Below are 25,360 nucleotides of genomic sequence, written 5' to 3'. Positions count from 1 at the left end.
CAATATCAACATCCCGATCCCGCCGTCTGGTCATCACCAAACGGACGCAACTAAACCATCGAGATGGGGGTCCCTTTTAGACGCCGATCACCCCCATAACGGGGTCCTTTTTGCACGCCGATCCACAACCCGACGCGCAGCTCTTGACCCGCTGCATGGGCAATGAATGGCACTTTTTCCGGAAATAGACGATCTCCAGCAGCGTCGGCCAGATCTCGAGCGACGAACGGATCAGCCCAACCTCGTCATCGACCATGCGACTGACATTCTGCTGGAAGAAGTCCGGCTCAAAATCATAGAAGGTACGGGCCAGATTGGAGGCGAAGAGCGCAAGGGCCTGCCTCCTGTCCTCCGATCGCGCATGACCTTGAGCTTCCAGAACCTTGCTGTGAAGGGTCTGAGCACCGTGCAGAATTTCCTGGCTGTCCTCCAGGCTGACGGAACCTTCATAGTCGAACGAGATGCTGACATCGTCGATCTTGCGGAGCGATGTTCGGATCTTCTTTTTCAAAAGCGTGCAGATAGCCTCGTTGAAAAGCTCCGAGGCTAAAGGCTCACGCATATAGTTGTTCTTGATGTGCGTCTGAGCAGAGTCCACATGTGCAGCCGCGATGCCAGGCTGCTGAATCCAGAGCCGATAGATATAATCTTCGAAGCGCAGTCGCGTCGGGAAGAATGGCGGCAGGCCCGTGCTGTTGTCATACCCGGCCACGCCGCAGTCCATGCGCCAGTTGCGCGCCGTCACGCAGGGACGGAAGTTCACGAGCACATAGAGATCGTTGAGCGCCTCGGCATCCGTACGCTCATGATCCTCCAGGAACATGTCGATATAATCCGCGGCATCGATGTCGTTCGTGCCGGTCCTGAAGGTCTGGGCCATCTTGACGATGGCGCCGCGCGATAGCTTCCCTTCGTGCATGAAGAGAGAGTTTTCACGCGCCAGACCAAGCGAGGTGTTGGACTCCAGATCCATCGATGTGTCGGCCAGCATTTCGCCCCGCTCATAGTTCGGCGGCGCTTCGCTGACGGGTTTGCCGAGAATGTCGCGGAAGGATTCCAGGATGTCGTAGGATTTGCGGTTATGTCCATTGGCGCCACGCGGGATGAGCTTGCCCCGGCTGATCTCGTCGTCAGCCAGCGATTCCGGGCTGTCCTCGATCAGCCCATAAGGCCGCATGTCATCGTCGGCACTGACCATAAGGTCGCCAAGCGTATACATCAGCGTGAAATTGCGGTTGCCGCCATAGCTGGGGCGAAAGAGGTTGCGAACCAGAACGTCGAGTTTCCGGTCGCGCAGCCGCTTGCAGATGTAGGAGACGAATTGCTCCTTCTCCGCTGGCCCCACATAGAAGAGATCATTGTGAGTCTTCACCCGCTCCAGTGCGCCGAAATATTTGTCGTGATTGGCGAGCGAACTGTCGTCGAATACAAAGATGGGCGCGCTTTGCCCGCTGCGCCGGAAATTATCATCATAGGCCTCTACGGTTTCACCGACGTCCCTGAGACGATAGGTCGGGATAACGAACTGGAGATCCTTCTCCGTCATGAGATTTTTCTCTGCCTTGCTGTTGGGGTATGTCTCTTCGATCGGCAGTCATCGCGAACAAGGAGGGTTCCATATCTCGCGATACGGGGATCGGCACGCTCGTTGCCCAGCGACTGGAGATGGTGACCTTCTCCCAAAGCCCTGTACCAACGATCGTCAGCGCCATGCCGACACTCGCGCTGAGGAACATGACGCCGGCGAGCAGCAGTTGCGGCGCTGTCGCGTCTGCCCCACCACTTTCCAGGACGAGCCTCCGCAGCCAGAGGCCTTCGGACCAAGCGGATGTCAGGAGCGCCAGGCCGCAAAGCCGAACGCCAATTTTTGCAGGGAGTTTTTCATGCCACTCGGTCATGACCGCACCTCTCGAAGAGGCTCTTCAACTACGCATTGCCGAGTAGAATTTCGAGATTGAGAAACGGCAGTTTCCATTGAGATTGCATAGGAAAGCGCAATTTTTTGTGATGGCGAGACCAAATCATATGCAATTCATATGCAGAGGCTCGAAAGCTCATATGGCAATAAAATGCCGCCCTGTGCGATAGAAGTGATGACATAAGGCGAGCATGATTTTTGATGACGAATGAACCGAGCGAAGCTCCGGGCCACGGAGACGGCTCGCACGGACCGCTTCCTGTCCTGGCCTTGGGCGCCCTGGGTGTCGTCTTTGGCGACATCGGCACGTCGCCGCTTTACGCGCTCAAGGAAAGTTTTGTCGGCCATCATCCCCTGACGGTGGATGCAGCCCATATATTCGGCGTACTGTCCCTCATATTCTGGACGATGACGCTGCTGGTCACGCTCAAATATGTCTTCATCGTCATGCGCGCGGACAATAAGGGCGAAGGTGGCAGCATGGCGCTCCTTGCGCTGATCTCTCGGAAGCTGGGCGAGACGAAATGGACGCCTGCTATTGCGATGCTGGGGGTGCTGGCGACCGCACTCTTCTATGGCGACGCCATCATCACGCCTGCCATGTCAGTGCTGTCAGCGGTCGAGGGGCTGACGGTGGTGAACAGCAGCTTCGAGAGCTACGTGCTGCCCATCGCCACAATCATCCTCGTTGGCCTGTTCGTCATTCAGAAGCACGGCACGGCAAAGGTCGGCGCCTTCTTCGGTCCGATCATGGTGCTGTATTTCCTGGTGCTGGCCGTGCTGGGCATTCTCAATCTGGTCAGGCATCCGTCGATCATCGGGATCGTGAACCCCTACTGGGCCGTGCATTTCTTCCTTATCGATCCGAAGCTGGCCTTCCTTGCGCTGGGATCGGTCGTGCTGGCGGTGACGGGCGCCGAGGCGCTCTACGCCGATATGGGGCATTTCGGCCGCAAGGCGATCAGCGTGTCGTGGCTCTATGCCGCTTTTCCGTGCCTGCTGCTGAACTATATGGGTCAGGGCGCGCTGCTGCTGGACAATCCCGCCGCCGCAGCCAATCCGTTTTTTCTCCTGGCACCCGAATGGGCGCGACTGCCGCTCGTGATCCTTGCGACCATGGCGACGGTAATCGCCAGTCAGGCCGTCATATCTGGCGCCTTCTCCGTCACGCAGCAGGCGGTTCAGCTTGGTTTTCTGCCGCGCCTGCGTATCCTGCACACAAGCGCGTCAGCTGCCGGACAAATATATGTCCCGCTGGTGAACTGGGCTCTGCTCATACTCGTGCTGCTGCTGGTGATAGGCTTCAAATCTTCCAGCAACCTGGCCGCTGCCTATGGCATCGCCGTGACGGGGACGATGGTGATCACGGCCTGCATGATGGGTGTGCTGACATTCAGCGTCTGGCGGTGGAATCCCTGGCTGGCTGGCGCGACGACAGGCCTGTTCCTCCTGATCGACGGCGCCTATTTTGCGTCCAACGCCACGAAAATCCCTGACGGTGGCTGGTTCCCGCTGCTGGTAGCAGCCGTGACGTTCATCGCGCTCACGACCTGGGCGAAAGGCCGCAAGATCATGCGGCACTATTTGAACGAAGGTGCGATGGAGGTTCCGCTCTTCATCCAGTCCATTTCACACTCGCTCAAGCGCGTACCCGGTACCGCGATCTTCCTGTCGTCCCGCATCGAGGGCGTGCCGCCTGCCATGCTCCACAATGTGAAGCATAATAAGGTTCTACACGAGCGCATCATCATCCTGACGATCGAAACTGAGAGCATCCCGCACCTTCCCGCGAATGGGCGGGCGGATGTCACGGACTGGGGCGAAGGCTTCTATCGTGTTGTCTGGCGACACGGGTTCATGGAGGATGTCGATATACCCGCCGCCATGAAGACCGTGGATGGATGTGGCGGTCCGATCAGCGTCATGGACACAAGCTATTTCCTCAGCCGCCAGACTCTGATCCCATCGGATCGTCCTGGCATGGCGATCTGGCGAGAAAAGTTGTTCGCCTGGATGATCCGCAATGCGGAGACGCCGATGGAATTCTTCAACCTGCCGACAAATCGCGTTGTTGAGCTTGGTTCTCAGGTGGAGATCTGACCGATCATTCCATCCATGCCATGATCATCGTACCGCCCGTGATCGCCGAGATCATGTAGATTGTGAGATTTCCCGCACCTTGTCGACCAAGCCAGTCGATGGCTCTGGTTCGCAAAGACCTTCGGGGCGGAGTGTGCGGGCGCCCGGTGTTGTTCGTGCCCGATCCATAACGGGGAGCTGCGTAGAAATTCGAGAGCAAGAGGGGCTCAAAGCCGTAGAATTTTTTCTATTCTGTCCCTCCATATAATGGAATTCCTACGCATTCGGCGGCCCCTACATCTCGAGATAAAATGCCGGCCTGCGGTAAGGGCGTCCGAATGAAGAAGCCCTCGACCGCCATCGACCTTGGCATTCGCGCCATCGGCGCCTTGCTGACCACAGGAGCATGCCTGCTGGGGCGCGCGCAGAATGAAATCAAATCGCGGACACTTCCCGATCCGTCCGGTCTTCTGGAATGGCTCGCCACGATCGGATGCGTGATGGGACTGTGCTTTGGCGCTCTGCTGCTTCTCACCGGCGCGCGTCTCTTTACGCGCTCCCGGTAGCGAACTCTTCCGTCTCGCCTTCGACGTTGAAGCGTAGGCGATAACCGATACCAAGCTCGTTGCCGATGATCCGAGGCCGTTGCGGGTCAGCCTCCAGCTTCTGGCGCAGAGTGCGGACCAGCACTCGCAGATATTCTACATGATGTTCTTTCTCGCCCGGCCACACATGCGCCATGATCTGCTCATGTGTGATCACGCGGCCCGGAAATTTGGCGAGCTGGGCCAGCACCGCATATTCCTTGGGCGTCAGATGCACTTCCTTGCCGCTCTTGACGACGATGCGGTTGATGAGGTCGATCTCGACATCGCCCGCCCGCACCATCGACACGCCACCGTCCTTCGTCATGCGGTTGCGCAGCGCCACACGCACCCGCGCCAGAAGTTCATCAGTATCGAACGGCTTGGTGAGATAGTCGTCCGCGCCCAGATCCAGTGCAGCCACCTTCTGGTCGGTCGCATCGCGCGCCGACACGATGATGAGCGTCGTGTCGGACTGCTGCTTGAACAGAGGCACCAGTTCCAGGCCATCACGGTCCGGCAGGCCCAGATCGAGCAGGCTAATGTCGGGGCGCTCCTCCTTGAGCTTCTCCAGCGCTTCGCGAGCATTTTCGGCCTCGACGGTGGCATAATCCGCCCGAGTCAGCGCAGCGTGGATCAGTTTGCGGATATGCGGCTCGTCATCGACGATCAGCACCTTGTGGCGAACTTTCATAAAATGTCCTCGTGCGGCAATTGCGAGATGATGAGGCTTTGCGGAATGGTGATGGTGAAGCAGGCGCCGAAAGGTGCCTGATTATTGGATGCCGAAACGGTAAGTCCCATGGCTTCGGCAAAACCTTTGACGATGGCGAGGCCCAGGCCTGTTCCATGCTTGACCCGATCACTCCCTTCAAGGCGGGTGAACGTATCAAAGACACGGGCTTCGGAGCCTGTTGGGATGCCCGGCCCTTCGTCCAGCACGGACAGCGTGATGCCGTCCGGAAGACGCCGCCCGCGCACAATTACAGGCGTGCCGGGATCGGCATAGCGCCCGGCATTGTCGAGCAGGTTGATCAGGCAATGGTGAAGGAGCGTCGGATCGACCCGGACAAGCGGAATGTCCGGCAGGATGTCGACCTGGACCTCGTGACCTTGCAAGGATTGTCTCGTGTCATGAACGGCCCCGGCAACCGCATCGAACAGATCGGTAGGCTCAACCTTGAGCGGAAGCGCGCCGGCCTCGACGCGGGCCATGTCGAGCAGATTGGCTACAAACCGGTTTAGCCGCTGCGCCTCGGCATATACCGCGGTCACAAGTTCCGAGGGATGTTGGCGCTGCAGTTCCTGCATGCCGGATATGATGGTGGTGAGCGGCGTGCGCAGGTCATGGCTGACCGATGACAAAAGCGCAGAACGCAGCCGGTCGCGCTCGCCGATCTGGCGGGCGTCCAACATCTCCTCTTCCAGCGCCATGCGATCGAAGGCGATCGACGCCTGGTCGAGTAGGCTCATCAAAAGCGGTATCTGATCTGACCGTAGAGGCTGGCCTGCGTCTTCACGGGCAAGGCCAAGCACGCCGAGCACGCCGCGCGTGGTGCGCAGAGGATGAAACAGCCAATCCGATGCCGTCAGAGTGGAGGATCCACGTCCCGCTGGTTGTTCGTTATCCATCGCCCATTGGGCAGCAGCCTTTTCGATCTGGTCGAGCCGGTCCTCAGGCGGCAATGCGGCGCGGAGCTGCGGCCCATCACGCGAGGGAAGAAGAAGGACAGTACGCACGGACAGCAATCGCGACACCTCGGCGCAGATCGCCTGCATCAATTCCTCTCGGCTCGCCGACGCCGTCAGCTGGCGCGAGAAACCAGCCAGTGCCGCATTCTGTCTGGCGCTGGACTGAGCAAGATTGGCCTGTGCCCTGACCCGAGCGGCGAACTGGCTCGTAACCACGGCGACGCCAAGCAGCACCAAGATGCTGATGACATTTTCAGGATTGTTGACCGTCAGTGTGCCTGTGGGGGGCAGGAAGAAGAAATTATAGGCAAGGCTGGAAAGCAGCCCCGAAAACAGGCCGGCTCGCAGCCCGAATGTGGCGGCCGCGAACATGACTGGAATGAGATACAGCAGAGCGATATTGCCTAGCGCGATAACCTCGACAAGGACTCGCCCGATGACGGTCATGGCGACGATCATCAGCGACGACCAAAGATAGTCAGCCGGCTTGCCCCAGCCCTGAGCGAGCGACTGGCCCCCGGCCTTTTTGGATTGGGTGCTATCCTCGCCCGGAAGGACGTGGACAGCAACGTCGCCAATTTCGCGCACCAGTCTGTCGACGATCGACCCGTGACGCTTTTCGAACCACCAGGACCGAACGGACTTGCCGATCACAATCTGGGTTGCGCGGGCGTCCTCTACGTAATGCCGCAGGCCATCGGTAACCGACGGCGCCGGAATTGTTGCCGTCGTGGCGCCAAGCCGCGAGGCCAGCGCCATGTTGTCGGCAAGCTGCTCGCGCTCATCCTGCGAGAAGGCAAGGCTGCGCTGGGTTTCGATATGAACAGCCGACCAGGGCGCCTTTAGAGCGTCGGCAAGGCGCTTTGCCGCGCGGACCAGCCCCTGCGCGCTCGGTAATTCGTTGATCGCCACCAAGATGCGCTCGCCCGCTGCAAAGCTGCCAGCAAGAGCATGGGCGCGGACATAGTCCAGCATCTGCGCATCAACTGCTTGCGCGGCGCGGCGCAGCGCCATTTCGCGGAGGGCAGTGAGGTTGGATTTGGAAAAGAAGTGGCTGAGTGCCCGCGTCGCTTCCTGCGGGATATAGACCTTTCCGTCCTTCAGCCGCTCGATCAGTTCATCAGGGGGAATGTCCACGACCTGGATCTCGGCCATCTCCAAGATCGAATCCGGCACGGTTTCGCGCACACGGATGCGCGTGAAGGACGCCACGACATCATTCAGGCTTTCCACATGCTGGATATTGACCGTGGAATAGACGTCGATCCCCGCATCGAGCAGCTCCTCGACATCCTGATAGCGCTTGGGGTGCCGGCTGCCGGCCGCGTTCGTATGGGCCAGTTCGTCGACTAGGGCGAGCTGGGGGCGACGCTCCAGAATGGCGTCGATATCCATCTCGCCAAGCTGGTGCCCCATGTGATGGACGCTACGACGCTGGATCAGCTCATGCCCCACCAGCAGCGCTTCTGTCTCCTTGCGACCGTGAGTTTCTACGACGCCGACCACCACGTCGACGCCCGAATTCAGGCGCTGCATGCCGTCGGTCAGCATCTCGTAGGTCTTGCCGACGCCAGGGGCCGCGCCGAGAAATATCTTGAGACGGCCGCGGCCTTCCTGCGTCGCCTGACGCAGGAAGGCCTCCGGATCTCTACGGTCAGGATCGCTCATCAGGACTTGGTAGCGCCGATCTGATCCAGGCGTCGATTGATTTCCAGGACGTTCACGCGGGGTTCGCCCAATATGCCGAGCAGCGGTTTTTCAATGCTCTGGTCTACGAGCGCACGAACCTTCGCGGCCTCTATGTCGCGCACCCGAGCGATGCGATCGACCTGATAATAGGCAGCCTCTGGCGTGATGTCGGGATCAAGCCCTGAACCGGACGCCGTCACCAGATCGGCCGGAACCGGCTTGCCGGGATTGGCCTTCGCCAATGCCTCGCTGTCTGCCTTGACACGATCGACCAGCGCCTGGCTCGTCGGGCCAAGATTGGAACCGGACGATGCAAGACCGTCATAGCCTTTACCCGCCGCCGACGGCCGTGAACTGAAATAACGCTCGCTGGCGAAGCCCTGGCCGATGAGCGCCGAACCCACGACCTTCCCGTCCTGTTCGACGAGACTGCCATTGGTGTGGCTCGGGAAGATGAGTTGCCCGATGCCGGTGAGCGCCAGCGGATAGACGAGACCCAGCAGGATCGCGAAGAGCACCGTCATGACCAGAGCCGGCCGTAGCGATGAGATAATGTCCTTGTTCATGCTGTTATTCCTCAGGCCAGACCGAGGCCGCCCACGGCCAGGTCGATGAGCTTGATGCCGACAAAGGGGGCGACCAAACCGCCTAGGCCATAGATGGCGAGGTTGCGGGCCAGCAGCGGCCCTGCGCCGATGGGCTTATAAGTGACGCCCTTGAGCGCCAGCGGCACCAGCAGCGGGATGATGAGGGCATTGAAGATAATCGCCGACAGGATCGCGCTTTGCGGCGTGGCGAGACCCATGACATTGAGCACGCCCAGCCCCGGATAGAGGACGACGAACATGGCCGGGATGATCGCGAAATATTTGGCGACATCGTTCGCGACCGAGAAGGTCGTCAGTGCCCCGCGTGTCATGAGCAGTTGCTTGCCGAGGCCCACAACCTCGATCAACTTGGTCGGATCACTGTCGAGATCGACCATATTGCCGGCCTCTCGGGCGGCCTGTGTGCCGGTGTTCATGGCGACACCGACATCCGCTTGCGCCAGGGCAGGCGCGTCGTTGGTGCCATCCCCGCACATGGCAACCAGACGGCCGCCTTCCTGTTCCTTGCGGATCAGCGCCAGCTTGTCTTCGGGCGTGGCCTGGGCGAGGAAATCGTCCACGCCCGCCTCGGCCGCGATGGATGCGGCTGTCAGCGGATTGTCGCCGGTGATCATCACCGTGCGGATGCCCATGGCGCGCAGTTCGCCAAAGCGTTCGCGGATACCGGCTTTTACGATGTCCTTAAGGAAGATGGCGCCCAGCAACTTGCCGTCCTTCGCCACGGCGAGCGGCGTACCGCCTGCGCGGGCAATCTCGTCGGTGACGCGGCGTAGGTCGTCGGCATGACCGATCTTGTTCTCCGCGCCATCGGCCAGCAGGGCCTTCAGAACCGAGTCGACGGCGCCCTTGATGACGGTGGTGCCTCCCGTCTTCACGCCCGAAATGCGCGTTTGCGCCGTAAATGGGATGATTTCAGCGCCTTCAGGCAAAGCCTGCGCGGTTTGGGGGAATTTGTCCCGCGCCAGGAGAACGATGGAGCGACCCTCGGGTGTCTCGTCCGCGAGACTGGCAAGCAGTGCCGCCTCCGCCAGTTGTGCTTGCGTTGCGCCGCCAACCGGCCGGAATTCGGTCGCCTGACGATCACCGACCGTTATCGTACCCGTCTTGTCGAGGAGGAGCACGTCGATGTCGCCTGCTGCCTCAACCGCGCGGCCTGATTTGGCCAGCACGTTGAACCGCACGAGACGGTCCATGCCGGCGATGCCGATGGCAGACAGCAGCGCTGCAATCGTAGTTGGAATCAGCGTGATGAGGAGAGCAGCAAGGATCGATACCGGGATTGAGCCGCCGGCGTAGCTGGCGAAACCGGGGATCGTGCCGACCGCGATCAGGAAGATGATGGTGAGGCCCACCAGCAGCAAGGTCAGCGCGATCTCGTTCGGCGTTTTCTGCCGCTCTGCGCCTTCCACCAGCGCGATCATCCGGTCGAGGAAGCCTTGGCCCGGATTGACCGTCACGCGCACGCGGATTTCATCGGAAATGACGCGGGTGCCCGCCGTTACCGCCGAGCGGTCACCACCCGCCTCGCGGATCACCGGAGCGGATTCGCCGGTGATGGCCGCTTCGTTGACCGAGGCGACGCCGGAGACGACCTCGCCGTCGGAGGGGATCAGGTCGCCGGTCTCGACCAGCACCACATCGCCCATGCGCAGCGCGCTGGCGGGGACGTTCTCCACCTCGCGGCCATCACCCTTGAGGCGCTTGGCCGTCAGCTCCGCCTTGGTCGCGCGCAGCGATGCAGCCTGCGCCTTGCCACGCCCTTCTGCGATCGCCTCGGCAAAGGTGCCGAACAGCACCGTCAGCCACAGCCAGATGACCAGTTGCAGCTTGAAGCCGACCGACAGCCCATCCTGCCCGACAAGGAGCAGGACGGTCAGCAGGACCGCCACGGCGGCGGTGGTGAACATCACCGGATTGCGGATCAGTTCCTTAGGATTGAGTTTTTTGAACGCGTCTCCGATCGCCGGAACGATCAAATCTGCGGTGAAGAGCGATTTGGACGCTGTGCGTGCCATGGATTTGCTCCGATCAGAACAGCTGGCCGCGGATCATCGCAAGATGATCGGCGATGGGGCCAAGGGCGAGGCTGGGCAGGAAGGTCAGGCCGCCCACGACGAGGATGATGCCAATCAGCAGGCCGGTCCAAAGCGGACCCGTCGTTGGGAAGCTGCCCGCTGACTCAGGCACATGCTTCTTCGCAGCGAGGCCACCGGCAATCGCCAGCATCGGCACAATGATGAAGAAGCGACCGATCCACATCGCGACGCCCAGCATGCCGTTATAGAAGGGGGTGTTGGCGGTCAGGCCTGCGAAGGCGGAGCCATTATTGCCCACGGCACTGGTGAAGGCATAGAGGATCTCGCTGAAGCCATGCGGCCCTTTGTTGAGCGGACCGGCAAGGCCAACGTCCAGAACCGACGCAATCGCCGTGAAGCCCAGGATGATCAGCGGCAGAACGGCAATGGCGAGGACGGCGAGTTTTACCTCACGGCTCTCGATCTTCTTGCCGACATATTCTGGCGTCCGCCCGACCATCAGGCCAGCGACGAACACGGCCAGAATGGCGAACAGCAGGAAGCCATAGATACCAGCGCCCACGCCGCCGACGACGACTTCACCCAGCTGGATGTTGAGGAGCGGGATCATACCGCCGAGCGCCGTGAAACTGTCGTGCATGGCGTTCACCGCGCCGCAGCTCGCTGCCGTGGTCACGACCGAGAACAGGGCCGATGCGGCGATGCCAAAGCGGACTTCCTTCCCCTCCATATTACCGCCAGCAGCGCCGAGGTTGTGGAGGATGGGATTGCCGGCTGCTTCCTGCCAATAGACGATGGTGACGCCAACGAGGAAGATGCTCATCATCGCGGCCAGGATTGCCCAGCCCTGACGGACATTACCGACCGCTTTGCCGAAGGTGTAGGTCAGGCCCACGCCGATCGCGAAGATCGACAGCATCTGCACGAAATTAGTCAGCGCCGTCGGATTCTCGAACGGATGCGCGCTGTTGGCGTTGAAGAAGCCGCCGCCATTGGTGCCGAGCATCTTGATGGCTTCCTGGCTCGCCACCGGACCCAGCGCCAATGTCTGCTTCACGCCTTCCAATGTGGTCACATCGACCGATCCCGCTAGTGTCTGCGGCACGCCGCTCGCGATCAGGAAAAGCGCATAGACGATGCACACCGGCAGTAGCAGATAGAGCGTCACGCGCGTTATATCGGCCCAGAAATTGCCGATATGCTTCGCCTCCCGCCGCGCAAAACCGCGGAACAACGCGAAGGCCAGTGCGATGCCAGTGGCAGCCGACAGGAAGTTATGGATGGTGAGACCGAGCATCTGGCTGAGGTTCGACAGCGTCGATTCGCCACCATAGCTCTGCCAGTTCGTGTTTGTCGTGAAGCTCGTTGCGGTGTTGAACGACAGATGCTCGCTCAAGCCAGCATAGCCGAGGGGATTGAGCGGCAGCACGCCCTGCAGACGAAGCACTGCATAGGTGAAGAACAGCAATGCGGCATTGAAAACGAGCATGTGGACAGCATAGCGGCGCCATCCCTGCTCCTCGGTGGGGTCAATGCCTGACAGCTTATAGAAGCCGCGCTCGACAGGGCCGAGAATGGCGTGAAGTGGCGTGCGCCGTCCTTCGTAGAGCGCGAAAAGCCATAGGCCGATGGGTTTTGCCAGCGCCAGCAGAATGCCGACAAAGGCGAGGATCAGCATCCATCCCTGGAATGTCATGAGTGTCGCCTCCCAATCAGAAGCGTTCGGGGCGTGCGAGCACGGCCACCAGATAGAGAAGAAGGCCGACCGCGGTGATCGCAGCCAACCAGAGATCGATGGTCATGGTCTCGCTCCCTCAAGCATTGTCGCAAAGCGCTGCGTAGCCGAGCGTCGCGGCCAGTAAGCCAAGGATGAGGCCAATCCAGAGGATGTCCTGCATGATATGTCTCCTGCACGGCGTCGGGGGCCGCAGGAGATGCGGCACCGATTCGTCTGCCGCGTTTCAATTAGGCCAGAGCCGCATTTGAATTCGAGAGACAGGAAATAGGAAACGCATAGTATTTGCGTATGATTGCCGTGTTTTTCGGGCAAAGGCCGTGCTGTCAGTCCATCTCATCGCAGATTTTCTCGATATTGCTGGCCGAGGCATTTGAGATTTTCAATGCCGATTTAGGCTTCCTGATCTGGAAAATAAACGCGGGTCTCGGCCATATCCGCCGGCGTGCTGCTCAGGTGCAGCATGGTTCCGCACATGACGTGTTGGTTGTAGCGCCGGGATTGACCGAACGCGGCAAGACCTCGGGTCGTTGCGGATCCACTAATGACAGGTTTCGGCGAAGTCTGTCATTCCCGGTCGCGCTCGGAACGGCTGCTAAGTCCCACGATGCGGCGTTCGGCTTCGGGCTGCACGCGACCAACATTAGGTCGTTCCTACACAATGGGGCGAATGCCCGCTAACGTCGTAAGCCGTCGTTTGATAATCGATGGTCCATCTGATGGGCGTGCAGCAGTGTATGTTGATATGACACCTATGAGGCGGCAATTGGACCTGACCTGCCGAGTGAACGGTGTTGATTGTTAGTGGATTATGCTCGCCTCCGCCATATCCGGGTGGAGGTGGAGCGAAGCGGAACCGGAGGCCGGATATGGCGGGAAAGCCGTTTCCCGGGGCGGGTGGTCGATAGCCCAGGCTGCTATGCGGACGGACGGTGTTGTAATGTCGCCGTCACGCTTCGATCAGCACTTTGGCCTCGGCAAGGCTGTAGAAGATCTCGCCATTTAGCAGTTCGTCGTGCAGCGACCCGTTGAAGCTCTCGTTTATAGCCATTCTCCCATGGTGATCCCGGTGCGATGTAGAGCGTCTTCACGTCAATCCAGCCGAGCCATTTCTGGACAGCATGGACGATGAACTCCGCGCTATTGTCAGACCGTATATGTGCAGGTGGACCACGCGTGACGAACAGGTCCGCCAAGGCCGCCAGCACATCTTCATGCTTGAACTGGCGAGCAACGATCAACGCCAAACACTCCCGGCTGGCCTCGTCGATGATCGTTAGGATGCGGAACTTGCGGCCGTCATGCGTGCGACCTTCGACGAAGTCGTAAGCCCATACATGCCCCGGATATTCGGGGCGCAGTCGGATGCACGATCCGTCATTGAGTCATAGGCGTCTGCGTTTTGGCTGATGTTGCGGGACCTGCAGCCTCTCGCGCCGCGAGATACGCTCGACCCGCTTACGATTCACCGTCCATCCCGCATGGCACAGCAATGCCGTCACCCGGCGATAGCCGTAACGACCATATTGCTTCGCCAATGCAATGATGTCCTCGGTTAGCGCCCGCTCGTCATCTGCCCCGTGCGGGACCTTGCGCTGCGTCGATCGATGCTGGCCCAGCACCCGGCAGACCCGTCGCTCGGGCACTGGAAGCTCCCGACACACATGATCGATACAGCATTGCCGCCGCGCAGGGCTCAGAAGTTTCCCCATGCATTTTCCTGCAATATCAGCTTGTTCAACGTGAGATCGGAGATCGCCCGACGAAGTCGCTGGTTCTCCTTCCCCAGACATTTCATTCGCCGCGCCTGATCGGTCTTCAGACAGCCATATGCCTTGCCCCAGCGGTAATAGGTCTGCTCGCTGATCGAAATCCAGCGGCACGCCTCGGCAGTGCTGGCCCCCTGCGCCAGCACGATCTCAACTTCACGCAGTTTGCCGATAATTTATTCCGGCTTGTGCTTCTTGAATGGCATTTGACGTCCAGACTATCATAGTTTCTGGGCCACTTAGCGGGGGCAGAGCAAATCCCCTGCAGTCAGAATTTTGGCGCCTGAGACGGTTGGCGAATTGCGCCGATATGTTACGCGGGATTGGCTGGTCTCTCACCGCAGCCCTGAAATCGAAGCAGCCGACATGGCCCGGAACTGCGCCATTCCTGGCGCCAATCCGACCTGGCCCCCTTGAGGGGAAATTATTCAGGACTGTATGGTGCGGTCGAGAAGACTCGAACTTCCACGGCCTTTCGGCCACAACGACCTCAACGTTGCGCGTCTACCAGTTCCGCCACGACCGCACATCATAAGCTGCTTTGGACCCTGGGGCCCCTGGTAGGCCGCCGCCATTAGCAGAGGGTTTTTGGGTACGCAACAGGCAAACGCACCTGCGATGACCGCAGGCGCAAAAAGAGGATTTGTTTGACAGCCGGGGCCGGGTTCGACCATCCCCCGACCCATAGCGCACCGGCATGACGGGCGGATTTCGGGGAGGATGCGCGCCATGCAGGCAGGCGATATGACGGGCAGGGTGGCGCTGGTGACGGGGGCCGCCGCCGGGCTGGGCAGGGCGACGGCGATCCGTCTGGCCCGTGCGGGCGCGGCGCTGTGCCTGGTCGATATCGACCAGGCGAATCTGGACGAGGCGGCGCAGGCGATCCGCGATGAAGGGGCGGGGGCGTTGGTCCATGTCGCCGACCTGTCGCAGCATGACGCCTGCACCGGTGCGGTGGCGGGCGCGGTCGCGGCGTTTGGGCGGCTCGATGCGCTGTGCAATGTGGCGGGGGTGATGATCCCCGCGCATACGCCGCAGATGAGCGTGGACGCCTATAACCGGACCATCGCGATCAACCTCAGCGCGCCCTTCTTTCTGGCGCAGGCGGCGATCCCGCACCTGCTGGAGGCGAAGGGCGCGATCGTCAACGTGACGTCCTGCGCCGCCTATCGCGGCCAGGCTTATTTCGCCGCCTATTGCGCGACCAAGGCGGGGCTGACCCATATGACCAAGGCGCTGGCGATGGAATATATGCACCAGCCCATCCGCATCAACGCGGTGGCCCCCGGCGGGATGATGACCGTACTGGCGGGTAATATCCGGCTGCTGGAGGATGGCGACCGCTCGCTGCTCCAGCGGATCGGGCCGCTGCGGGGACTGGTGGAGATCGACGAGGTGGCGGATGTCGTCGCCTTTCTGGCGACCGATGCGGCGCGCGCCTTCCATGGCGCCTGCATCAATGTCGACAAGGGTATCACGGCGGACTGACGACAGGAGAAGACGGACATGGCGACGGGACAGGATGCGATCGACATATTGGTGGCCAAGGACGCGATCCGCGAACTGGGGCTGCTCTATTCGCGGGGCGTGGATCGCAAGGACGGGGCGCTGCTGCGCACGCTCTACACCGCCGATGCGACGGACACGCATGGCGACAGCTATGACGGTGGGGCGGAAGGCTATGTCGATTTCCTTGAACGCGCCTTTCCCCATATGCGCTACAGCGGGCATCATATCTGCAACCATCTGATTTCCGTCGATGGCGATGTGGGGGAGGGCGAGATCTACGCCATCGCATATCATGTCATCCCGGACGGCAAGGGCGGCTGGATCGAGGACACGATGTGCTGCCGCTACATCGACCATTATCGGCGGGAAGCGGACGGGCGCTGGCGTTTCGCCAAGCGGGTTGTCAGCTATGACATGCGGACGCAGCGGCCCCATGTCCCCCATGCCGACGCGATCGAGGCGGCGGCCGACCCCAGCTATGCCACGCTGGTGTCGCGCCTGTTCCGGCCGGGCGCGCGAGCCTGACCGGATTTTGGACATGACCAACCAAAAGCCATTGCCTGAGCGCGGCAAAGGCGGTTAAGGTGCGAGCGAACTGATGAATAATAGTTCGAAATGTCGAACATAAAGCGAAGGTGAGCGATGACCACGGATATTCTGGCAGAGGCGCAGAGTCTGCAACAGGCGATCCGTGGGGCGCTGGACCGCGACCCCACCATTCGCGCCATCGAATATGAGGGGCGCTGGTACGACTGGGGCGAAATCCGCGCCGTCGCGGATCAGGTCGCGGCCGCCGTGCAGGCGAGCGGCGCGGCGCAGGAGCAGGCCGTCGCCCTGATCCCGCGCAACCGCCCGTCCGCCGTCGCCGCCCTGCTGGGCCTGCTGGCGCAGGGGCGCACGGTGCAGATGATCTACGCCTTTCAGAAACCCGCCGCCATCGCGGGCAATATCGAGAAGCTGCGCCCCTCCGTCATCGTGGGCGCGGCAAGCGAAGTGGGCGGCGAGGTGGAGGCGCTGTGCCGGGCCAAGGGCATCGCGGTCATCATCATCGACGAGATGACGGTGCAGGCCGCCCCCGGCCTCGACCGGGCGACATGCGAACCCGATCCCGACGCCCCCGCCGAGCCGCAGATCCAGATATTGACCAGCGGGACCACCGGCCCGCCCAAGCAATGCCCCTTCCCGCACAGCATGTTCTTCGAACATCATATCAAGCCGGGGATGCTGAGCCAGCAGACGTCGCCGTCCACCACGCCGTTCCTGGCGTCCTTCCCGCTGGGCAATATCTCCGGCGTCTATTCGACGCTGCCGACGATGGTGCGGGGGATTCCGATGGTGCTGGTCGACCGCTTCACCATCGACGCCTGGCATGACTGGGTGGTGCGATACCGGCCGGTGCAGGGCGGCCTGCCGCCCGCGGGCGTGCAGATGGTGCTGGACAAAAATTACCCGAAGGAAGACCTGGCCAGCATCCAGATGGTCGGTACCGGTGCCGCGCCGCTCGACCCGACGGTGCAGCGGGCGTTCGAGGATCGTTATGGCATCCCCATCATCCTGTCCTATGGCGCGACGGAGTTCGGCGGGCCGGTGGTCGGCATGACGCTGGACCTGGTGAAACAATGGGGTCAGCAGAAACTGGGCAGCGTCGGCAAGGTGATGCCGGGGATGCAGGTGCGGGTGGTCGATCCCGACACCGGCGTGGAGAAGCCCGCCGGGGAAGAGGGCATCGTGGAGGTCGTGTCGAAGCGGATCGGGCCGGACTGGATTCGCACGTCGGACGTGGCGATATTCGACGCGGACGGATTCATGTGGCACCGGGGCCGGGCCGATGGCGCGATCATGCGCGGGGGTTTCAAGGTGCTGCCGGAAAGCATCGAGCGGGCGCTGCGCCTGCACCCCGCCATCGCGGTCGCGGCGGTGACGGCCAAGAAGGACCGCCGCCTGAGCGAGGTGCCCGCCGCCGCCATCCAGCTCAAGCCCGGCGTGCCGGTGCCGGAGATTGCGGAACTGGAGGCGCATCTGCGCGAGCATCTGCCGTCCACCCATATCCCGACGGTGTGGCGGTTCGTGGACGATATTCCCAAGAACCGGTCGGCCAAGATCGACCGACCCGCGTTGAAGGCGATGTTTGAGGAAGAGGGCGCGGAATAGGGGGAGGCGTAGTTACTCTCCACCCGTTACCCCGGACCTGATCCGGGATAACGCTTTTGTGCGGTGTCTGTGTGACGTCAGGCAGCGGAACCCCGGATCAGGTCCGGGATGACCATCGTTAAAGCGTGATGACTTTTCCTTGAATCGTCCCTGCGAGCGCAGGGACGAGGTGGGCGAATCTGCGGTCGTCACGCTTTAAAAGGTGGACGCAGTCTTTCTTCGGCATTGCCTGCCGGGCGACAGAACAGCGGCGCAGCGGGCCGTTGCCGGGTTTTGCCGTGCGTTCGGGCAGGGCGCACCGCTTCTTCCTGCCTTCCGGCGTGTAGAGCGCGCGCCCGGGCCTTGCGACTCGCCCCGTCTGGAACGGGCGGCAGGGGTCGCTGTCCTTGTGCTCCAGATCGCACCGCTATATCGTGCGGCGCAGCACATGCGACGCGGTGAATTCTTCCCTCCGTAGCGCGAGGTTACGGCCGTTGACCGCTGAGCAGGGGACGGGAAGTCCCTGCCCTGTGCCGCACAATCACCACCCGCCCCATCAGGCCGCCCCATCCGGTCAGGGACGGCGGCTACAGGGACGGCCCGCCGCCGCGCCATCCCGCTTATACCGCCCCGCTTATACCGCGAAGCTGTAGCCGCCGTTGACCGGATAGGTCTGCCCGGTGATCCAGGAGGAGGCGTCGGAGCACAGGAACAGCGCCATGGCCGCCACATCGTCCGGCTTGCCGAAACGGCGGATGGTGTAGTTGGCGAGTTGCGCCTTCGTCCGGTCGCTCGCCAGGAAAGCCTCCAGCTGCTCCGGCTCCATCGGCGGTTCCAGCGTGGAGAGGGAAATGGCGTTGCAGGTGATGCCGAAGCGCGCCGCTTCCTTGGCGATGGAGCGCACGAAGCCCGCCGCGCCTGCCTTTGCCGCTGCATAGGCCGCCAGCCGCGCCTCGCCCACGCGCCCGCTGTCGGAGGTGATGGTGACGATGCGACCGCGCTTCTGCGCGACCATCGCCGGGATGGCGACATGGCAGCAGTTCATCACGCCATCGAGGTTGGTGCGGAAATAGCGGCTCCACTCGTCCGGCTGCGTCTCCCAGAACAGCGGCGAATGGCGCATCTGCGCGTCCGGCCCGGCGTTGCCCGCATTGTTGACCAGCAGCGTGATCGGTCCCAGCGCGTCGGTCGCCCGGTCAAAGGCGGCCTGCACCGATGCATGGTCGCCGACGTCGGCCTGCACCGGCACCGCCTTTACGCCCAGGGCGGTGATTTCCGCCGCGACCGCCTCCGCCCGGTCCAGCACATAGTCGTTGACCGCGACGCCGCCCGCGCCGTGGCGCGCCAGCATCAGGGCGATGCCCCGGCCCGCGCCCTGTCCCGCGCCGGTCACAAAGGCATTCTGCCCGCCCAGATCCAGAAGACCCTGTTCGCTCATCCTCACGCACCCCTCGTTCCGCAACCTGTCCGGTCGGCGATTGTCCATGCCGGCTTCTAGCGCGAAACCGGCCCCGCGTCATGGCGGGCGTCGTGCGGGCGGACGCCATCGCCATGGCGAAATCATGGGGCCTGTCGGGAAAAAAATCCGGTCCGTTCCACGCCGGGCGGGACAGAATGGGGTGGATCAGGCCGTTTCGCGCAGGGGGGGCAGCGCCTCCTGCTCGCGCGGGATGGTGAAGCGATGGCGATAGTCGGCGAACAGTTCCGCCGCCGCGTCCGGTTCGATGCCGAACGGCTCCAGCGCAGGATCGTGCGCCCTGTCCCGATCCTGCCTGTCCCGATCCTGCCTGTCCCGATCCTGCTTCTCCCGGCCCGGTGGAGGGGGGCGGCGCCATCCGCCGATCGCATCCTCCACCGCGGCGCGGGTGCCGATGCCCAGCGCGTCCTGCACGGCGCGCACTTCGCGCACCGGATCGGCGGTGAGGGCATCATGGCCGACATGGATCACCCGGTCGGCGTTCGGCCCCGCGCAAAAGGCCATGATCCGGTCGACATGCCGCCGCACGAAGTCCAGCATCTGTTTGCCCGCGCGATGCGCGTCGGCGGGCGGATCATAGCGGGTCGCGCGCAGCGCCATCGTCATGCGGGCGAGGGACGCCACGATCTGCACCGGGTCGCGATGGGTCATGGCGAAGCGGGCGTCGGGATAGACGGCCCGTATCGCGTCCATCGCCAGCAGGTGGCCGGGATAAGCCAGCGCCCATCGCCGCGCGCCAGACCGCCATTGCAACAGTTGCAACTGCCGCCGGTGGACATGATAGGCCCCGGTCATGGCCATGCGGTTGGTGACATAGTCGAAATGGCTGGGCGTATCATAGTGGTGGAAGAAACCGCCCGCGGCATAGCCCTGCTCCAGGATCGCATGGCACTCCTCCGCCCCGGCCCCGGCCCCGTCGATCAGGTGGAGCGCCTCGAACCCGTCCGCCTCGGCCGGGGGGAGGTGGCGGCGGACCGCCTCCTCCTGCGCCCGCCGCCGTGCCACCGACGCCGCGTCATAGCCGGGTGGCGGGTTGGGCATCAGCGCCTCCCATGTCCGCAGCGTGCGGAAACGTGGATCGCGGCCGACCAGTTCGTGCAGCAGGCCGGTGCCGGAGTGGGGCAGGCCGGTCAGGAAGAGGGGCGCCTCGATCCGCTCCTGCGCGATCTCCGGGAAGCGGTCGACCCATTTCAGCCCTTCGAGCCGGTCCATGGTGCGGGTCAGCAGGCTGCGGTGCGCCGCCGCCTCGCCCTGCGCCGACAGGCGATTGTCGCCATTGAGCGACGCGGCCAGCGCGTCCAGCGCGGGGTGCAGGTGGGTTTCGGGATCGCTGATGCCAATCCTGGCCTCAGCCGCGGATATGATGTCGCGCGCTCTCAGCATGCACCTCTCCCGTCTGCCCGGCTTGTCGCCTGTTCGCGGACATGCAACATCCCGCACCGGCGGGCATTTGTCAGGTCATGGGTCGCTCGATTCATCCCCCATATCGGGCAGCTTAACGAAGATTTCCGATATTCGATCTGAACAGGCCGATTTTTGTGCCGCAATTTCAACGACAAGGAGTCAGCACTTCATGCGGATTTTCATCTCGCGCCACCCCGGCGGCATGGAGTCGCTGGCGCTGGAGCAGAGAACCGCGCCCGGTCCGCCGGGTGCGGGGCAGGTGCGCGTGGCGATGCGGGCGGCCTCCCTCAACTATCGCGACCTGCTGTGGATGCGCGGCGAATTCGGCCCGCCCGGACCCGACGGCCTGATCCCCTGTTCCGACGGCGCGGGGGAGGTGGTGGAAACCGGCCCCGGCGTGAGCCGCGTGCAGGTGGGCGACCGGGTCGCGCTGATCTTCAACCCGGACTGGATCGGCGGCCCGTTCCCCTTGACGGCGGGCGGCATGGGGCGGGGCAGCCTGATGCTGCCGGGCGTGATGCAGGACGAGATCGTCGTGCCGGAAGGAGAGGCGGTGACGATCCCCGACCATCTGAGCTACGCCGAGGCGGCCTGTTTCCCCTGCGCGGGGGTGACGGCCTGGAATGCGCTGACGGAGGCGCGGCCGCTGTTGCCCGGCATGACCGTGCTGACGCAGGGCGGCGGCGGCGTGTCGCTGTTCGCGCTGCAATTCGCGAAATTGTTCGGTGCGCGCGTCATCATGGCCTCCTCCAGCCCGGAACGGTGCGAGCGATTGCGGGCGATGGGTGCGGACGCGGTGATCGACTATCGCGCCACCCCGAACTGGCACGAGAGGGTGCGGGAGCTGACCGCCGGCGTGGGCGCGGACCTGACGCTGGACATTGGCGGGGCGGAGACGGTGGATCGTTCGCTGGCGGCGACGCGCGTGGGCGGACGGCTGGCGCTGATCGGCCTGCTGAGCGGCTGGCCCAACGCCGCATCCGCCCTGTTCGCGTCGGGCGTGGACATCACGCCGATCAAGGTGGGCAGCCGGGTGGATTATGAGAATCTCAACCGCGCCGTCGCCTTTCACGGCCTGCGCCCGCATATCTCCGCGCGCCATGACTTTGCGCAATTGCCGGAGGCGCTGGCGGAGCTGGCCCAGGGGCGGCATCTGGGGAAGATCGTGCTGACCTTTGAATAGGGCGGGCGAGTAAGGCGGGCAGGCCCATAGCATAGGGGTGCGGCCCTAGCCTCCGGCGCGCATGGCCTCCGGCGGCTGTGCAGGCTTTACGGATGGCGCGTATAGGGGTAGGGGGTATCCCTATGTCCCATCTGAGCGAATCCAGTCCCGACCTCCTCCTCCGTGTCCGGCGCATCGCCGGGCAGGTGGGCGCGGTAGAGCGTGCCATCCTGTCCGAGGGCAGTTGTTCCGAGATATTGCATCTGGTCGCCGCCGTGCGCGGGGCGGTGAACGGGCTGCTGAACGAGATCATCGCGGATCATCTTCAGGAGCATGTCGCGCACGCCGACCTGTCGGATGACGAGCGGGCCAAGGGGGCCGAGGAACTGCTGGCGGTGATCCGCCGCTACGCGAAATAGGGGTTCGGATCATGGTTTCGCACGATGATGCTGGCCGCCACGACGGCCATGACGCCCTGTCCCGCCACCCCGCCGCGCATGACCATATGTTCCTGGGCGCGGCGCATGACGATAATGCGCGGCGCACCGCCTGGGTCGTGCTGCTGACCGCCGCGATGATGGTGGGGGAGATTGTGGCGGGCTATTGGACCGGCTCCATGGCGCTGCTGGCGGATGGCTTCCATATGGCGACCCATGCCGGTGCGCTGGCGGTGGCGGCGATGGCCTATGCCTATGCGAAACGCCATGCGCGCAGCCCGGCCTACAGCTTTGGCACGGGCAAGGTCGGCGATCTGGCCGGTTTCGCATCGGCCATGGTGCTGGGCCTGATCGCGCTGGGCATCGGCGTCGAATCGGCGCTGCGCCTGTTGCAGCCGGTGACGGTCGCGTTCGGGGAAGCGACGATCATCGCTGCCGTGGGGCTGGCGGTGAATATCGCGAGCGCCGTCCTGCTGTCGGGCGGGCATCATGGGCATCATCATGGTGAGGGGCATGGCCATGGCCACGATCATCACCACGGGGAGCATGACCATGGCCATCATGATGCGCACGATCATGGCCATCATGCCCACCATGGGCATGGCGACAATAATCTGCGCTCCGCCTATGTGCATGTGCTGGCCGATGCGCTGACATCGGTGCTGGCCATCGCGGCGTTGCTGGCGGGGCGCTATCTGGGCTGGCTGTGGATGGATGCGATGATGGGGATCGTCGGCGCGGTGGTGATCGCGCGCTGGTCCTGGACGCTGATGCGCGACACGGCGCGGGTGCTGCTGGACCGGACCGACGACCCGATCGCGCAGGCGGTGCGCGCGCTGGTGGAGACGCCGGGCGATGCGCGGATCGCGGACCTGCATGTGTGGCGGGTGGGACCGCAAGCCCATGCCGCCATCGTCAGCGTCGTCGGTGAGCGCCATGTGACCGGCGAGACGATCCGCGCGCGCCTCTCGCCGGTGCAGGCGCTGGCGCATCTGACCGTCGAGTGCCGTTAATCACCTGAAACCGGTATCACGTCCGGGGTGACGGTCCCGCCCCGGCCGATAAGCTCAGACGCCGTCCCTGCGCGGGGCGTGGGGCTGGCGAGCGGGGCGGCGGGGAAAGATGCCCGCGTCCATCATCGCGCCGCCCAGCGTCGACAGGTCGGCCAGCATGGTGCCGACATGCGCCTCCTCCACCAGCAGCGCCACCGTGTCGCGCACCCGGTCCGGGGGGCGCTGGTCGAAGCCCGCGATCAGGCTGAGCAGCACCGCCTCATGCTCCGCGACGTGGCGACATTCGACCGGCGCGACGGCGATCGTGTCCAGCCCATGGGCGTTCAGGATCGACAACATGCGGTGAAAGGGCGGGAAGGCGGCCATCATGTCCCATTTGGCAAAGGCCGGACCGACGGCGGCCGCCGGGCAATAGCCGTCCGCCAGCGCGCGGACCCAGTTGCGCAGGGTCCAGACCAGAAAGCGGCCGCCATGGTCGAGGGCGGTGACGGGGCGGTCGACATAGTCATACATGGGTCTGGCTCCTTGAGGGGCGAAGCGCCGGGCCGCGAACGGGCGGTCGGCGCGGGATGTCCAGAGGGGAAGGGGCAGGGTGTCCGGCGGTCATGGCGCGGAGGGACGGGGCGCGGAAGAACAGGGCGCGGGGAAATGGGCCGCGGCGGACCGGCACGCGGATGGGCCGGGCGAAGGCGGACGGGGCGGGCACCATGCGGTCGCGCCATTCAGTGGGTAAGCCGCGCGACGCCGATGTGCAGCACCGTGGCGGTCAGGCGCGCGGCGGGCTGGGCGCCGCCGCCGTCCACGCTGGCCTTTGACGGGGTGGTCGCCGCCAGCGCCATGGCAAGCGCCGCGCAGGCGGGCCGGGCCGTCAGGGTGATGGCCCCCGGTGCGCGACGCCAGCGGGCGCATCCTTCCCGCTGGCGTGGAAACTCCACAATCTCTCCCATTTGAATTTCCTTCTTGCGAGTGAGAGTGATTCTCAATAACAGGGTTCTCGCACCGGGTTGCCGAGTCGTCAACCCGGTTCCGCGGACCTTTCCAAGGTCTCTCCTCTCCTAGCCGGGGTCATAGTCCAGAAGCTGTGGCCCCGGTCTTTTTCGGACGGGAAGCGGATGCATCGACCGGCAGGGATGGAGAGCTTTGCCGCATTGCTTCGACAGGCGATGCGGCCTTATGCATGTCCGTCCGGCGCGCATTTGTCGCAGGCAGGCATAAGTTTGATACAATTTTCGCGTTGAAAATGACAGTTATTCGCAATAGCTGGCGTGACGCTGCAAGAGGGTGGAAAACTGGGGAATCGTGCATATTTCGCGCCGCCATGGGAAGGTGGCCCTGTACGCCGTGCGGAAGCAGGCGTGCATCCTTCGCGCGCGGGCCGTGCGGGTGCACCCTCGCATACGCTCTATCTTGCCACGCGCCTGTGCGCGACCGGGTCGGGAGACGCCGCATGAGTGACGCCCGCCAGACGCCCCCCGCTGCACCCGCCGCCGCGCCCGCCATCACATTGTCGCGCTCCGCCTTCTGGAAGGGGCAGTTGCGCACCTGGCACTGGATCAGTTCCGCCATCTGTATGGCCGGGCTGTCGCTGTTCGCCATCACCGGCTTCACGCTCAACCACGCCGCGTCCATCGAGGCCGCGCCGCAGACGATCACCCGCGACATCACCCTGTCGCCCGCGCTGGTCGCGCTGTTGGAGAAGGCAAAGGACGGCGAGCCTCTGTCCGACGATGCCGCCGCCGGGGTGCGGAAGGAAACGCAGGTCAGTGTGGCGGGCCGCGACGTGGAGGCGGCGGACGGCGAACTGACCGTCGACCTCGCCGGGCCGGGCGTCGACAGCTACCTGACCGTGGACCTTGCGAGCGGCGATGCGACCTATGAACGCATCCATCGCGGCACCATCGCGGTGCTCAACGACCTGCACAAGGGCCGCGACGCGGGGCCGGTGTGGGGCTGGTTCATCGACATCATCGCCATCGGCTGCATCCTCTTCTCGCTGACCGGGCTGGGCCTGTTGTGGGTCCATGCGCGCGGCCGGGCGTGGACCTGGCCGCTGACCACGGTCGGCTTCGTCATTCCGATCATCCTCTTCCTCATCTTCGTTCACAGCTAAGGAGCCGT

General features: G+C 63.3%; 22 protein-coding genes, 1 tRNA gene and 1 pseudogene. 10 read left to right on the top strand and 14 right to left on the bottom strand.

Annotated elements, in window-relative coordinates:
- Window positions 1-76 precede the first annotated feature (76 nt).
- Both LWE61_RS10250 and LWE61_RS10245 read right to left on the bottom strand, forming a co-directional pair.
- Window positions 77-1,546, bottom strand: a complete 1,470-nt coding sequence (locus tag LWE61_RS10250) for a hypothetical protein (protein ID WP_234149961.1) — start codon at window positions 1,544-1,546, stop codon at window positions 77-79.
- Entirely contained in the window at window positions 1,488-1,898 is a 411-nt protein-coding gene (locus LWE61_RS10245; RefSeq protein WP_234149960.1) for a hypothetical protein, read from the bottom strand. Before LWE61_RS10245 ends, LWE61_RS10250 begins: the two co-directional genes overlap by 59 nt.
- Before the next feature lie 221 nt (window positions 1,899-2,119).
- Between LWE61_RS10245 and LWE61_RS10240 the strand changes: the two genes are divergently transcribed.
- Together LWE61_RS10240 and LWE61_RS10235 are read left to right on the top strand one after the other, a co-directional pair.
- Entirely contained in the window at window positions 2,120-4,018 is a 1,899-nt protein-coding gene (locus LWE61_RS10240) for a potassium transporter Kup (protein ID WP_234149959.1), read from the top strand.
- A gap of 317 nt (window positions 4,019-4,335) precedes the next feature.
- Window positions 4,336-4,563: a hypothetical protein gene (locus LWE61_RS10235; protein ID WP_234149958.1), complete on the top strand. Its 228-nt coding sequence runs from the start codon at window positions 4,336-4,338 to the stop codon at window positions 4,561-4,563.
- On the opposite strand, the gene LWE61_RS10230 is transcribed toward LWE61_RS10235, so the two are convergent.
- Genes LWE61_RS10230 through kdpF form a run of 6 tightly spaced genes read right to left on the bottom strand, consistent with a single transcriptional unit; the run spans window position 4,547 to window position 12,408 of the window.
- Complete coding sequence (locus LWE61_RS10230; protein ID WP_234149957.1) at window positions 4,547-5,275, bottom strand: response regulator; 729 nt, start codon at window positions 5,273-5,275, stop codon at window positions 4,547-4,549. The two genes, LWE61_RS10235 and LWE61_RS10230, sit on opposite strands and share 17 nt — an antisense overlap.
- Complete coding sequence (locus LWE61_RS10225; RefSeq protein ID WP_234149956.1) at window positions 5,272-7,941, bottom strand: sensor histidine kinase; 2,670 nt, start codon at window positions 7,939-7,941, stop codon at window positions 5,272-5,274. Before LWE61_RS10225 ends, LWE61_RS10230 begins: the two co-directional genes overlap by 4 nt.
- Window positions 7,941-8,528 carry a potassium-transporting ATPase subunit KdpC gene (gene kdpC, locus LWE61_RS10220; RefSeq protein ID WP_234149955.1) on the bottom strand — a complete coding sequence of 196 codons (588 nt, stop codon included), beginning with the start codon at window positions 8,526-8,528 and terminating at the stop codon, window positions 7,941-7,943. Before kdpC ends, LWE61_RS10225 begins: the two co-directional genes overlap by 1 nt.
- Window positions 8,529-8,539: 11 nt before the next feature.
- Complete coding sequence (kdpB, locus tag LWE61_RS10215) at window positions 8,540-10,585, bottom strand: potassium-transporting ATPase subunit KdpB (protein ID WP_234149954.1); 2,046 nt, start codon at window positions 10,583-10,585, stop codon at window positions 8,540-8,542.
- Between the two features lie 13 nt (window positions 10,586-10,598).
- Window positions 10,599-12,302, bottom strand: coding sequence for a potassium-transporting ATPase subunit KdpA (gene kdpA, locus LWE61_RS10210; RefSeq protein WP_234149953.1), 1,704 nt, complete (start codon window positions 12,300-12,302; stop codon window positions 10,599-10,601).
- Between the two features lie 16 nt (window positions 12,303-12,318).
- The gene (gene kdpF, locus LWE61_RS10205; protein WP_019052772.1) at window positions 12,319-12,408 is read right to left on the bottom strand and encodes a K(+)-transporting ATPase subunit F; all 90 of its coding nucleotides are present in this window, start codon (window positions 12,406-12,408) and stop codon (window positions 12,319-12,321) included.
- Between the two features lie 218 nt (window positions 12,409-12,626).
- Between kdpF and LWE61_RS10200 the strand changes: the two genes are divergently transcribed.
- Entirely contained in the window at window positions 12,627-13,022 is a 396-nt protein-coding gene (locus tag LWE61_RS10200; RefSeq protein WP_234149952.1) for a hypothetical protein, read from the top strand.
- A gap of 120 nt (window positions 13,023-13,142) precedes the next feature.
- Here the strand turns inward: LWE61_RS10200 and LWE61_RS10195 are convergent.
- Window positions 13,143-14,286, bottom strand: a pseudogene (locus LWE61_RS10195) (IS3 family transposase).
- A 263-nt stretch (window positions 14,287-14,549) separates the two neighbouring features.
- A tRNA-Leu gene (locus LWE61_RS10190) sits at window positions 14,550-14,636 on the bottom strand.
- Window positions 14,637-14,839: 203 nt separating this feature from the next.
- Between LWE61_RS10190 and LWE61_RS10185 the strand changes: the two genes are divergently transcribed.
- The 3 genes from LWE61_RS10185 to LWE61_RS10175 all read left to right on the top strand — a co-directional run bounded on the left by LWE61_RS10185 (window position 14,840) and on the right by LWE61_RS10175 (window position 17,770).
- Window positions 14,840-15,598 (top strand): SDR family NAD(P)-dependent oxidoreductase, encoded by a 759-nt coding sequence (locus tag LWE61_RS10185; RefSeq protein ID WP_234149951.1) that lies wholly within the window; start codon window positions 14,840-14,842, stop codon window positions 15,596-15,598.
- Window positions 15,599-15,616: 18 nt separating this feature from the next.
- Window positions 15,617-16,144: a nuclear transport factor 2 family protein gene (locus LWE61_RS10180; RefSeq protein ID WP_234149950.1), complete on the top strand. Its 528-nt coding sequence runs from the start codon at window positions 15,617-15,619 to the stop codon at window positions 16,142-16,144.
- Between the two features lie 117 nt (window positions 16,145-16,261).
- Complete coding sequence (locus LWE61_RS10175; RefSeq protein WP_234149949.1) at window positions 16,262-17,770, top strand: class I adenylate-forming enzyme family protein; 1,509 nt, start codon at window positions 16,262-16,264, stop codon at window positions 17,768-17,770.
- A 613-nt stretch (window positions 17,771-18,383) separates the two neighbouring features.
- Here LWE61_RS10175 and LWE61_RS10170 read toward each other — a convergent pair.
- Together LWE61_RS10170 and LWE61_RS10165 are read right to left on the bottom strand one after the other, a co-directional pair.
- The gene (locus LWE61_RS10170; RefSeq protein ID WP_234149948.1) at window positions 18,384-19,187 is read right to left on the bottom strand and encodes an SDR family NAD(P)-dependent oxidoreductase; all 804 of its coding nucleotides are present in this window, start codon (window positions 19,185-19,187) and stop codon (window positions 18,384-18,386) included.
- A gap of 186 nt (window positions 19,188-19,373) precedes the next feature.
- Complete coding sequence (locus tag LWE61_RS10165; RefSeq protein WP_234149947.1) at window positions 19,374-20,609, bottom strand: sulfotransferase family protein; 1,236 nt, start codon at window positions 20,607-20,609, stop codon at window positions 19,374-19,376.
- A 190-nt stretch (window positions 20,610-20,799) separates the two neighbouring features.
- Between LWE61_RS10165 and LWE61_RS10160 the strand changes: the two genes are divergently transcribed.
- From LWE61_RS10160 to dmeF, 3 genes are all read left to right on the top strand, one after another.
- A complete protein-coding gene (locus LWE61_RS10160) occupies window positions 20,800-21,813 on the top strand; it encodes a zinc-dependent alcohol dehydrogenase family protein (RefSeq protein WP_234149946.1) in 1,014 nt (337 codons plus the stop codon).
- Between the two features lie 122 nt (window positions 21,814-21,935).
- The gene (locus tag LWE61_RS10155; protein WP_234149945.1) at window positions 21,936-22,211 is read left to right on the top strand and encodes a metal/formaldehyde-sensitive transcriptional repressor; all 276 of its coding nucleotides are present in this window, start codon (window positions 21,936-21,938) and stop codon (window positions 22,209-22,211) included.
- A gap of 86 nt (window positions 22,212-22,297) precedes the next feature.
- Complete coding sequence (gene dmeF, locus LWE61_RS10150; RefSeq protein ID WP_234149968.1) at window positions 22,298-23,242, top strand: CDF family Co(II)/Ni(II) efflux transporter DmeF; 945 nt, start codon at window positions 22,298-22,300, stop codon at window positions 23,240-23,242.
- Window positions 23,243-23,296: 54 nt separating this feature from the next.
- Here the strand turns inward: dmeF and LWE61_RS10145 are convergent, their stop codons facing one another.
- Together LWE61_RS10145 and LWE61_RS10140 are read right to left on the bottom strand one after the other, a co-directional pair.
- Complete coding sequence (locus LWE61_RS10145) at window positions 23,297-23,755, bottom strand: hypothetical protein (RefSeq protein WP_234149944.1); 459 nt, start codon at window positions 23,753-23,755, stop codon at window positions 23,297-23,299.
- 209 nt (window positions 23,756-23,964) lie between these two features.
- Window positions 23,965-24,189, bottom strand: coding sequence for a hypothetical protein (locus tag LWE61_RS10140; protein WP_234149943.1), 225 nt, complete (start codon window positions 24,187-24,189; stop codon window positions 23,965-23,967).
- A gap of 500 nt (window positions 24,190-24,689) precedes the next feature.
- On the opposite strand from LWE61_RS10140, the gene LWE61_RS10135 reads away from it, so the two are divergent.
- Window positions 24,690-25,352: a PepSY-associated TM helix domain-containing protein gene (locus LWE61_RS10135; protein WP_234149942.1), complete on the top strand. Its 663-nt coding sequence runs from the start codon at window positions 24,690-24,692 to the stop codon at window positions 25,350-25,352.
- Window positions 25,353-25,360 lie beyond the last annotated feature (8 nt).

The sequence above is a fragment of the Sphingobium sufflavum genome (assembly GCF_021403115.1).
Lineage (GTDB): Bacteria > Pseudomonadota > Alphaproteobacteria > Sphingomonadales > Sphingomonadaceae > Sphingobium > Sphingobium sufflavum.
This window is presented reverse-complemented; position numbering and strand designations above follow the sequence as displayed.

Excerpts from the sequence above, each read along its gene's own strand:
- LWE61_RS10250 (WP_234149961.1), bottom strand. The coding sequence starts at position 1,546 with ATGACGGAGAAGGATCTCCAGTTCGTTATCCCGACCTATCGTCTCAGG.
- LWE61_RS10245 (WP_234149960.1), bottom strand. The coding sequence starts at position 1,898 with ATGACCGAGTGGCATGAAAAACTCCCTGCAAAAATTGGCGTTCGGCTT.
- LWE61_RS10240 (WP_234149959.1), top strand. The coding sequence starts at position 2,120 with ATGACGAATGAACCGAGCGAAGCTCCGGGCCACGGAGACGGCTCGCAC.
- LWE61_RS10235 (WP_234149958.1), top strand. The coding sequence starts at position 4,336 with ATGAAGAAGCCCTCGACCGCCATCGACCTTGGCATTCGCGCCATCGGC.
- LWE61_RS10230 (WP_234149957.1), bottom strand. The coding sequence starts at position 5,275 with ATGAAAGTTCGCCACAAGGTGCTGATCGTCGATGACGAGCCGCATATC.
- LWE61_RS10225 (WP_234149956.1), bottom strand. The coding sequence starts at position 7,941 with ATGAGCGATCCTGACCGTAGAGATCCGGAGGCCTTCCTGCGTCAGGCG.
- kdpC (WP_234149955.1), bottom strand. The coding sequence starts at position 8,528 with ATGAACAAGGACATTATCTCATCGCTACGGCCGGCTCTGGTCATGACG.
- kdpB (WP_234149954.1), bottom strand. The coding sequence starts at position 10,585 with ATGGCACGCACAGCGTCCAAATCGCTCTTCACCGCAGATTTGATCGTT.
- kdpA (WP_234149953.1), bottom strand. The coding sequence starts at position 12,302 with ATGACATTCCAGGGATGGATGCTGATCCTCGCCTTTGTCGGCATTCTG.
- kdpF (WP_019052772.1), bottom strand. The coding sequence starts at position 12,408 with ATGACCATCGATCTCTGGTTGGCTGCGATCACCGCGGTCGGCCTTCTT.
- LWE61_RS10185 (WP_234149951.1), top strand. The coding sequence starts at position 14,840 with ATGCAGGCAGGCGATATGACGGGCAGGGTGGCGCTGGTGACGGGGGCC.
- LWE61_RS10180 (WP_234149950.1), top strand. The coding sequence starts at position 15,617 with ATGGCGACGGGACAGGATGCGATCGACATATTGGTGGCCAAGGACGCG.
- LWE61_RS10175 (WP_234149949.1), top strand. The coding sequence starts at position 16,262 with ATGACCACGGATATTCTGGCAGAGGCGCAGAGTCTGCAACAGGCGATC.
- LWE61_RS10170 (WP_234149948.1), bottom strand. The coding sequence starts at position 19,187 with ATGAGCGAACAGGGTCTTCTGGATCTGGGCGGGCAGAATGCCTTTGTG.
- LWE61_RS10165 (WP_234149947.1), bottom strand. The coding sequence starts at position 20,609 with ATGCTGAGAGCGCGCGACATCATATCCGCGGCTGAGGCCAGGATTGGC.
- LWE61_RS10160 (WP_234149946.1), top strand. The coding sequence starts at position 20,800 with ATGCGGATTTTCATCTCGCGCCACCCCGGCGGCATGGAGTCGCTGGCG.
- LWE61_RS10155 (WP_234149945.1), top strand. The coding sequence starts at position 21,936 with ATGTCCCATCTGAGCGAATCCAGTCCCGACCTCCTCCTCCGTGTCCGG.
- dmeF (WP_234149968.1), top strand. The coding sequence starts at position 22,298 with ATGTTCCTGGGCGCGGCGCATGACGATAATGCGCGGCGCACCGCCTGG.
- LWE61_RS10145 (WP_234149944.1), bottom strand. The coding sequence starts at position 23,755 with ATGTATGACTATGTCGACCGCCCCGTCACCGCCCTCGACCATGGCGGC.
- LWE61_RS10140 (WP_234149943.1), bottom strand. The coding sequence starts at position 24,189 with ATGGGAGAGATTGTGGAGTTTCCACGCCAGCGGGAAGGATGCGCCCGC.
- LWE61_RS10135 (WP_234149942.1), top strand. The coding sequence starts at position 24,690 with ATGAGTGACGCCCGCCAGACGCCCCCCGCTGCACCCGCCGCCGCGCCC.